Annotated in this window: 7 protein-coding genes and 4 tRNA genes; 9 read left to right on the forward strand and 2 right to left on the reverse strand. The window is 69.1% G+C overall.

What is annotated here, in order from left to right:
- Positions 1-13: 13 nt before the first annotated feature.
- Positions 14-1081: a hypothetical protein gene (locus D187_RS47010; protein WP_002627279.1), complete on the reverse strand. Its 1068-nt coding sequence runs from the start codon at positions 1079-1081 to the stop codon at positions 14-16.
- Positions 1082-1164: 83 nt separating this feature from the next.
- On the reverse strand, positions 1165-1869 hold the full coding sequence (locus D187_RS47015; RefSeq protein ID WP_002627280.1) for an HAD family hydrolase: 705 nt from the start codon (positions 1867-1869) through the stop codon (positions 1165-1167).
- Between the two features lie 205 nt (positions 1870-2074).
- On the opposite strand from D187_RS47015, the gene D187_RS47020 reads away from it, so the two are divergent.
- The 9 genes from D187_RS47020 to D187_RS47060 all read left to right on the forward strand — a co-directional run bounded on the left by D187_RS47020 (position 2075) and on the right by D187_RS47060 (position 6779).
- Positions 2075-2467, forward strand: a complete 393-nt coding sequence (locus tag D187_RS47020) for a DsrE family protein (protein WP_002627281.1) — start codon at positions 2075-2077, stop codon at positions 2465-2467.
- A 125-nt stretch (positions 2468-2592) separates the two neighbouring features.
- Positions 2593-3855 carry an adventurous gliding motility lipoprotein CglB gene (cglB, locus tag D187_RS47025; RefSeq protein WP_002627282.1) on the forward strand — a complete coding sequence of 421 codons (1263 nt, stop codon included), beginning with the start codon at positions 2593-2595 and terminating at the stop codon, positions 3853-3855.
- Positions 3856-3923: 68 nt separating this feature from the next.
- A complete protein-coding gene (locus tag D187_RS47030; RefSeq protein ID WP_043435249.1) occupies positions 3924-4877 on the forward strand; it encodes an ATP-grasp domain-containing protein in 954 nt (317 codons plus the stop codon).
- Positions 4878-4952: 75 nt separating this feature from the next.
- The gene (locus D187_RS47035; RefSeq protein ID WP_002627284.1) at positions 4953-5402 is read left to right on the forward strand and encodes a hypothetical protein; all 450 of its coding nucleotides are present in this window, start codon (positions 4953-4955) and stop codon (positions 5400-5402) included.
- Positions 5403-5408: 6 nt separating this feature from the next.
- The gene (gene rlmB, locus D187_RS47040) at positions 5409-6227 is read left to right on the forward strand and encodes a 23S rRNA (guanosine(2251)-2'-O)-methyltransferase RlmB (RefSeq protein WP_043435448.1); all 819 of its coding nucleotides are present in this window, start codon (positions 5409-5411) and stop codon (positions 6225-6227) included.
- Between the two features lie 128 nt (positions 6228-6355).
- Positions 6356-6428 (forward strand) — tRNA-Thr (locus D187_RS47045).
- Between the two features lie 86 nt (positions 6429-6514).
- Positions 6515-6597, forward strand: a tRNA-Tyr gene (locus D187_RS47050).
- 8 nt (positions 6598-6605) lie between these two features.
- Positions 6606-6681 (forward strand) — tRNA-Gly (locus D187_RS47055).
- Positions 6682-6703: 22 nt separating this feature from the next.
- A tRNA-Thr gene (locus tag D187_RS47060) sits at positions 6704-6779 on the forward strand.
- Positions 6780-6853: the final 74 nt, after the last annotated feature.

Here is a 6853-nt window from a genome sequence, read left to right on the forward strand (position 1 = left end):
CCGCGTTTCGGATCTACTCCGGAGTGGGAGCCTTGGATTCGGCCTTCTTGCGGCCGCGCTTGGTGGGAGGCCTGGCGGCCTTCGGCTCGGGAGCGGGCGGGGCCTCGGGCGGCGCGGAGTCCTCGGCCGAGGAGGCGGAAGGCTCGGCGGTCAGGGGAGAGGCGGGAGGCTCGGGCTCTGGAGGCGCGGGCGGCGGCGGTGGGACGGGCTCGGCGGACCCGGCCGGGGGTGGGGCGGAGCCGGAGAGCGCCGCGAGTTCCGCCAGCTCGGCGGCGCTGGGCTCCTCGGAATCCGGCTCGCGGGGAGGAGCCTCGCTGAGCTCGGCGGCGGGCTCCTGGGACTCGGGGACCGTGAGCTCACCGGACTCCGCGAGCGGCAGTCCGCGTGCGGCGCGCCTGCGCGGCTTGGCGGCGAGGCCGGAGTTCTCGAAGGCGTCGGGGAGGGGCGCGAGGGCGGCCTCGGCGAGGCAGCGGGCCTGGCGCAGGGCGAGGTCGAGCCGCTTGCCGAGCGCGATGAGCTCGGCGCGCAGGGGAGCGGCCTGCTCGTGGGGAAGCTGCACGGGGGCGAAGCAGGACTGCCAGTGGGCGTAGGCGGTGGCCACCTGCTCCAGCACGGGGCGCACGAAGGCGAAGTCGTCGCGGGCGAGGATGCGCGAGACGTAGGAGGACTTCAGCCGGCGCTCGTAGCCCGCGACGAACTCCTGGAGGGCCTCGCGGGAGGCGCGGCGCAGCTGGGGGAACTTGAGGTGGGGGAAGAGCGCCTCGATGACGGGGGCGCGGCTGCTCGCGCAGAAGGTGATGCCGGCGTGGACCTTCTCCAGGGTGTCGACCCAGGCGTTCTGGAGGGTGTAGGCGAACTCCTCGCGCACCTCCTCCAGCTCGGGCAGATCGCGCACCTTCTCGAGGACGGCCTGGGCGGGGGCGCGCTCGGTGCGGACGATCTGGAGGGCGGTGGCGAGCCACTCCTTCTCGCGCTCCAGGCCCGAGCGGCCCGCGAGCAGCTCGTCGGCGGAGGCGAGGCGCGAGTCGAAGGCCTCGGCGAAACGGACGAGATCGTAGGCTTCGAGGGTGGACAGCGACATGGGAGAGGGGCCTCCAGCGGTACCCGGGCGGGGGGCCGGAGATACCACAGCCGGGGAGAGGGGGTGCCGGAAGTACCGGGGGCTCAGGGGCCGTCGAGCAGGGTGGAGAGGGCTTCGCGCGCGGTGAAATCGGCGTAGGCGTGGTCGGCGCCCGCGGCGAGCAGGTCCTCGGGGGAGAAGTTGCCGGTGCCCACGCCGATGCAGCGGGCACCAATGCCCTTGGCGGCGTCGACGTCCTTGGGCGTGTCCCCGATGACGACGATCCGGCACTCCTCGAGGGGGACGCCGAGCCGGGCGGCTCCACTCCGGGCGCCATGCCGGATGAGCTCGACGCGGTTCTCGTGGTCGCAGCCGAAGCCACCGAAGGCGAAGCGATCATGGATGCCCACGCGGCTGAGCTTGATGCGGGCGCCCTCGCGCACGTTGCCCGTTCCGAGCCCCACGGCGACGCCGGGGCGGGACAGGGCGGCGTCCACGGCCTCGCGCATGCCGGGGTGGAGGCGGTAGGTGCTGTCATCGACGCGGAGGACCTGCTCGGCGAGGTGCTGGAGATAGGAGTCGATGACGGCGGAGATGGCCCCGGGGGTGGGCTCCACGCCGATGACGGTGAGCGCCTTGCGGACGATGGCCTGATCCGTCATTCCGGACAGGCTGATGGAGTCACAGGCATCGCGGCGCTGGTACAGCGCGTGGAAGGCGAGTTCCAGGGAGCGGCGGCCCGAGCCGCCACTGGTGATGAGGGTGCCGTCGATATCGAAGAGGAGCACGGTGGGGCGCATGGCCTCCATCTAATGAATGGAGGGGCGCGCGTGAAGCGAGGATCACCTCCAGGTGCGTTGTCGCACAGTCCCGGCGGGAGGGCGCCCGGACGTCCGGGTGCTTTTCGCGGGGGCCGTGCCGGAGATGGAAACCGGGCGAGAGGCGGGAGGCCTGGACGGACCCGGTGCACTCCGCGTCCCACGCGCGGGGGCATGCCGCTATTGTGCGGCGGCCATGGCCGGACGCGTCTTCTTCTTCTTGCAGCACGCCACGTATGAGCCTGCGTTCCAGGCCGCCTCGATGGGAGTCACCGCGGCGGCCCAGGGGGACGAGGTGTATTTCGTCTTCGCCTTCGACGCCCTGCGCGCGCTGATGAGGGGCCGCTTTGGCCTGCCGCACAGCGAGCGGGAGCAGGTGGAGAGCGAGCGGGCGGAGCGACTCGGAGTGCCGGTGCCCGAGCGGATGCTCGCGGAGGCGCGCGAGTTGGGCGCTCGCCTGCTGGCGTGTGACACCACGGTAAGAATCTGTGGATATACGCCGGAGGAGTTGAGGGGGACGCTGGACGAGGTGATGGAGCTGGCGTCGTTGTGGAAGCTGACGGATGGAGCACGCACCCTCACCCTGTAGGGAGGCGGTGCGTTGAGGCTGGCCGTGCGGACCTGGGAGAGGGTATTGTGGGTCCCATTTCGTGGCCGGACACATTCAGGCGCGGGGTTCCCTCGCGCCCGCCTTACGAGGAGCGACTTCAACATATGCGCGCCAAGCTGACCTTTCTGCGAGCGCTGGTGGTGGGCACCCTGAGCGGTGTTCTCACCTCGGCTTGCCAGACCTATGACTTCGAGCCGGTGGAGCCGCTCGCCATTTCGCAGACGACGGAGACGCGGACCATCGAGGCGCGGGCGCTCAAGCCCAACCTGATGCTGCTGGTGGACACGTCCGGCTCCATGACCGCACCGGTGAACCCCACCCTGCCGGCGTGCAGGGTCAACGGCACGGTATGTGGCTCCACGGCCAATCCCTGCGACGTCACCAAGTGCCCCACGCGCTGGAGCGATCTGCAGGACGCGATGTCGTCCTTCCTCGATGAGAGCGGGACCATTGCCCGCATCGGCCTCGCCACCTATCCGGAAGGGGATAGCTGTGGGGCCTCGTCCGGCATCAGTGTCCCCTTGCCGGAGGACGAGAAGGAAGACGACGCCACGCTGAAGGAAAATGCCCGCAAGGTGAAGGCCTCGCTGCTGGCCATCAAGAACTCCGGGCCCGCGGGCTCGCTCGTGCCGCAGGGAGGCACGCCCACCAGCAGCAGCTTGGCGTACGTGGGGAGCCGTCCCGAACTCCGGAAGGATAATCGCGCCGATTTCGTGGTGCTTCTCACGGACGGTCTGCCCAACTGCAACGAGAACTATCCGACCCCCGGCCCATCCCAGGACTGCTTCTGCATCCTGTCGAGCTGCGCCCCCGAGTCGGGTACGGAACGCATTGGCTGCCTCGACACGAATGCCTCCGTGGCTGCGGTGAAAGCGCTGCGCAACAGTGACGAAAAACTGGACATCCAGACGATCGTCATCGGCTTCGGCACGGACTTCAAGGCCAACACCGAGGCGGGAATTCGGGGCGCGGCGACGCTCCAGGGCATGGGCGTGGAGGGTGGATTCGAGCGCAAGTGCTCGACGAACGCGGATTGCGGCACGGACGACACCTGCACCGCCGGCAAGTGCAAGCGCAGCTTCTTCGAGGCGGAGAACAAGACGCAGCTGTCGCAGGCGCTCCGGGCGATCGCCGAGGAAGTCATCGCCGAGGCACCGTGCGAGCTGCGCATCGATCCCGCCGAGCGGCCCACCTCCGAGGAACTGATGGTGGTCTACCTCAACGGAGAGCGGCTGTCGCCCGGGCCGGATACGTGGGTGATGAAGGAGCCGGGCATCGTGTTCCAGGGCTCCACGTGCGATCGCATCGAGGCGTCCTCTCCGTCGGCGCCCGCGAAAATCGAGGTTCGCGCCGTCCAGAGGAGGTAGTTCCCAGGGGTGGCTTTACGTGGTGAGGGGGTGGGGCTATGTCTGCGCCGCCTCCGGCCCGGCCCCCCATGAAGATCACCGTCCTCTCGCGCTCCGCCTCCATTTCATCCACCAAGCGTCTGGTCGAGGCCGGACGCGCGAGAGGGCATCAGGTGCGTGTGCTCAACCCGGTGCGGGTGGAGATGCACCTGGATGGGCGGCGCGCCAACCTGTACTACCGGCGCCGCAAGCTGTCGCCCTGCGACGTGGTGATTCCGCGCATCGCGCAGTCCATCAACAACTACGGCCTGGCGGTGGTGAACCAGTTCGCGATGGGCCGGGTTCCGCTGGTGAACACGGCGCGCGCCATCTCCGAGTCGCGCAACAAGATGCGCTCGCTGCAGTTGCTGTCGGCCCACGGCATCGACATCCCGGCGACGGTGATGGCGCGGGACGCGGCGGACCTGAAGGCCATGGTGGGGCTGGTGGGGGGCGTGCCGGTCCTGGTGAAGTTGCTGCAGGGCCAGGAGAAGCGCGGGGTGATGGTGTGCGAGAGCCTCCAGTCCCTGGAAGCCGCGCTCGAGGCCATCCTGGGCCTGGGACACAACCTCATCGTGCAGCAGTACGTGCAGCACTCGGGCAAGGACGTGCGGGTGCTGGTGGTGGGCGGGCGGGCGGTGGCGGCGGTGCGGCGCCGGCCACGGGTGGGGCGGCTGTCCTACACGCTCAACCGGGGCGCGCGGCTGGAGGCGCTGCAATTGACCGAGTCCCAGCGGGTGGCGGCGGAGCGGACGGCCATGCTGGTGGGGCTGGAGGTCGCGGCGGTGGATCTGCTCGACGTGCCAGAGGGTCCCCCCAAGGTGTTCGAGGTCAACAGCTCGCCGGCCCTCGCGGAGATGGAGTCGGCCACGGGGCAGGACCTGGCCCGCGTCATCATCGAGCGCGCCGAGCAACTGGCGGCGGGGAGCTCCGGGGTGGAGTCCTCCGAGGCGTGGCCGACGGCCGTGCCGCGGCGCAAGCGGGCATCCAAGGCCGAGGGTTGAGCCGTAAAGAGGCCTGCGAGCGGGGGAGGGTGGGTGATATAGGGGCGGGCGCTGGACAGCCCAGGAGACCGCGCCATGCCGCACATCCGACCCCTCTGCACCCTGGCCGCCGCAGTGGTGGCCCTTGCCTGCACCCAGGGCCACGCCGAAGGCCCCGTGGATCCCGCCACGCTCTACGAGGTGAGCACCGCGGGCTCGTCCACGCAGCTCAAGACGGGCGGGCAGGGCACGTTCGTGCTGACCATCAAGAGCAAGCCGGGCGCGCATGTGTCCGACGAGGCGCCGCTGAAGCTGGAGCTCGAGGGGGCGCAACTCTCCTTCCCCCAGAAGACGCTCGCGTTGAAGGACTCGGTGGCGAAGAAGGCCGAGGGGCAGGCCTTCGTGGATCCCCGCTTCGAGGTGCCGTTCTCGGCGACGGCCGCCGGCAAGGGCACGGTGGAGGCGAAGCTCACCTTCTTCATCTGCACGGAGCAGTTGTGTGCCCGGCAGAAGAAGACGTTCTCCGTGCCCGTCGAGGTTCTCTAGCCCGTGGTGCGCCAGCGTCCTTCGTCGAGGGGAAGTGAGCGGGGAGCAGAGCGCGAGCGCGCCGAGCAGCGCTACGTCTACGGGGTGAATCCGGTCCTCGAGTCGCTCCGTGCTCATGCCCAGAGGGTGGAGCGGCTCTTCATCACCGAGGGACAGCTGGCGGCGAAGGCCGCGGCGGAGATTCTCAGCCGCGCCAGGGAGGCGGGGCTCCGGGTGGAGCGGGTGCCGCGCGAGCGCCTGGCGGCGATGGCCGAGGGCGGCGTGCACCAGGGCGTGGTGGCCGAACTGAGGGGGTTCGAGTACGCGGAGTTCTCCGACCTGCTCGAGTCGGCCGCGCAGAGCGAGCAACCCCCCTTGTGGGTGGTGTTGGACGGCATCCAGGATCCACACAACTTCGGGGCCATCATCCGCTCGGCGCATGCGCTGGGGGCTCATGGCGTGGTCATCGCGAAGGACCGGGCGGTGCCCGTGACGGGCGTGGTGGCCAAGGCGTCCGCGGGGGCGGTGGAGCATTGCCCCATCGCGCGGGTGGTCAACCTGTCGCGCGCCCTGGAGGAGTTGAAGGAGGCGGGCGTGTGGATCGCCGCGGCGGACCCCCACTCGAAGGTCCCCTTGTGGAGCGCGCGTCTGGATGGGCCCCTGGCGGTCGTGGTGGGGGCCGAGGGGGCGGGAGTGCGCCCCGGCGTCCTGGAGCACTGCGACTTCCGCCTGCAGATTCCGATGCTGGGCCAGGTGGGCTCGCTGAATGCGTCGGTTTCGGCGGCGATTCTGCTATACGAGGCCGCCCGGCAGCGGGGCAGCGCGCGTCCGGGTGCCACGAAGTGAACCCCCTGGCGCAAACTGCTTGACTTGGATGACGGGGGCCTCTACAAGGGCGCCCCTCGACGGGGACGGCAGGTGGCTCCCCGGCGAAGGGACGGGCGGGTCGGGGAAGCAGCCGGGCAGTGCAGGATGCCGGTGTAGCTCAGTCGGTAGAGCAACTGATTTGTAATCAGTAGGTCGCGGGTTCAAATCCCGCCGCCGGCCAGGTGATGAGGGCCGCGGGTGAGGGCCCGGAAGCGAAGAAAGCAGTAGGAAGAAACAGTGGTTGTGCGGTAGTTGAAGAGCGGTACGGAGGGGTACCCAAGCGGCCAAAGGGAGCAGACTGTAAATCTGCCGGTTCACGCCTTCGTTGGTTCGAATCCAACCCCCTCCATCAGAATCGCGGGAATAGCTCAGTTGGTAGAGCGTCAGCCTTCCAAGCTGAATGTCGTGGGTTCGAATCCCATTTCCCGCTCCAGTTGTTGCAGTCGCAAATACAAGCCCTGATAGCTCAGTTGGCAGAGCGCATCCTTGGTAAGGATGAGGTCACCAGTTCAATCCTGGTTCAGGGCTCCATTTTTCGAGGTGCGTTATGTCCAAGGAAAAGTTCGACAGAAGCTTGCCGCACGTCAACATCGGCACCATCGGCC

Origin of the sequence: Cystobacter fuscus DSM 2262, assembly GCF_000335475.2 — a bacterium.
GTDB lineage: Bacteria > Myxococcota > Myxococcia > Myxococcales > Myxococcaceae > Cystobacter > Cystobacter fuscus.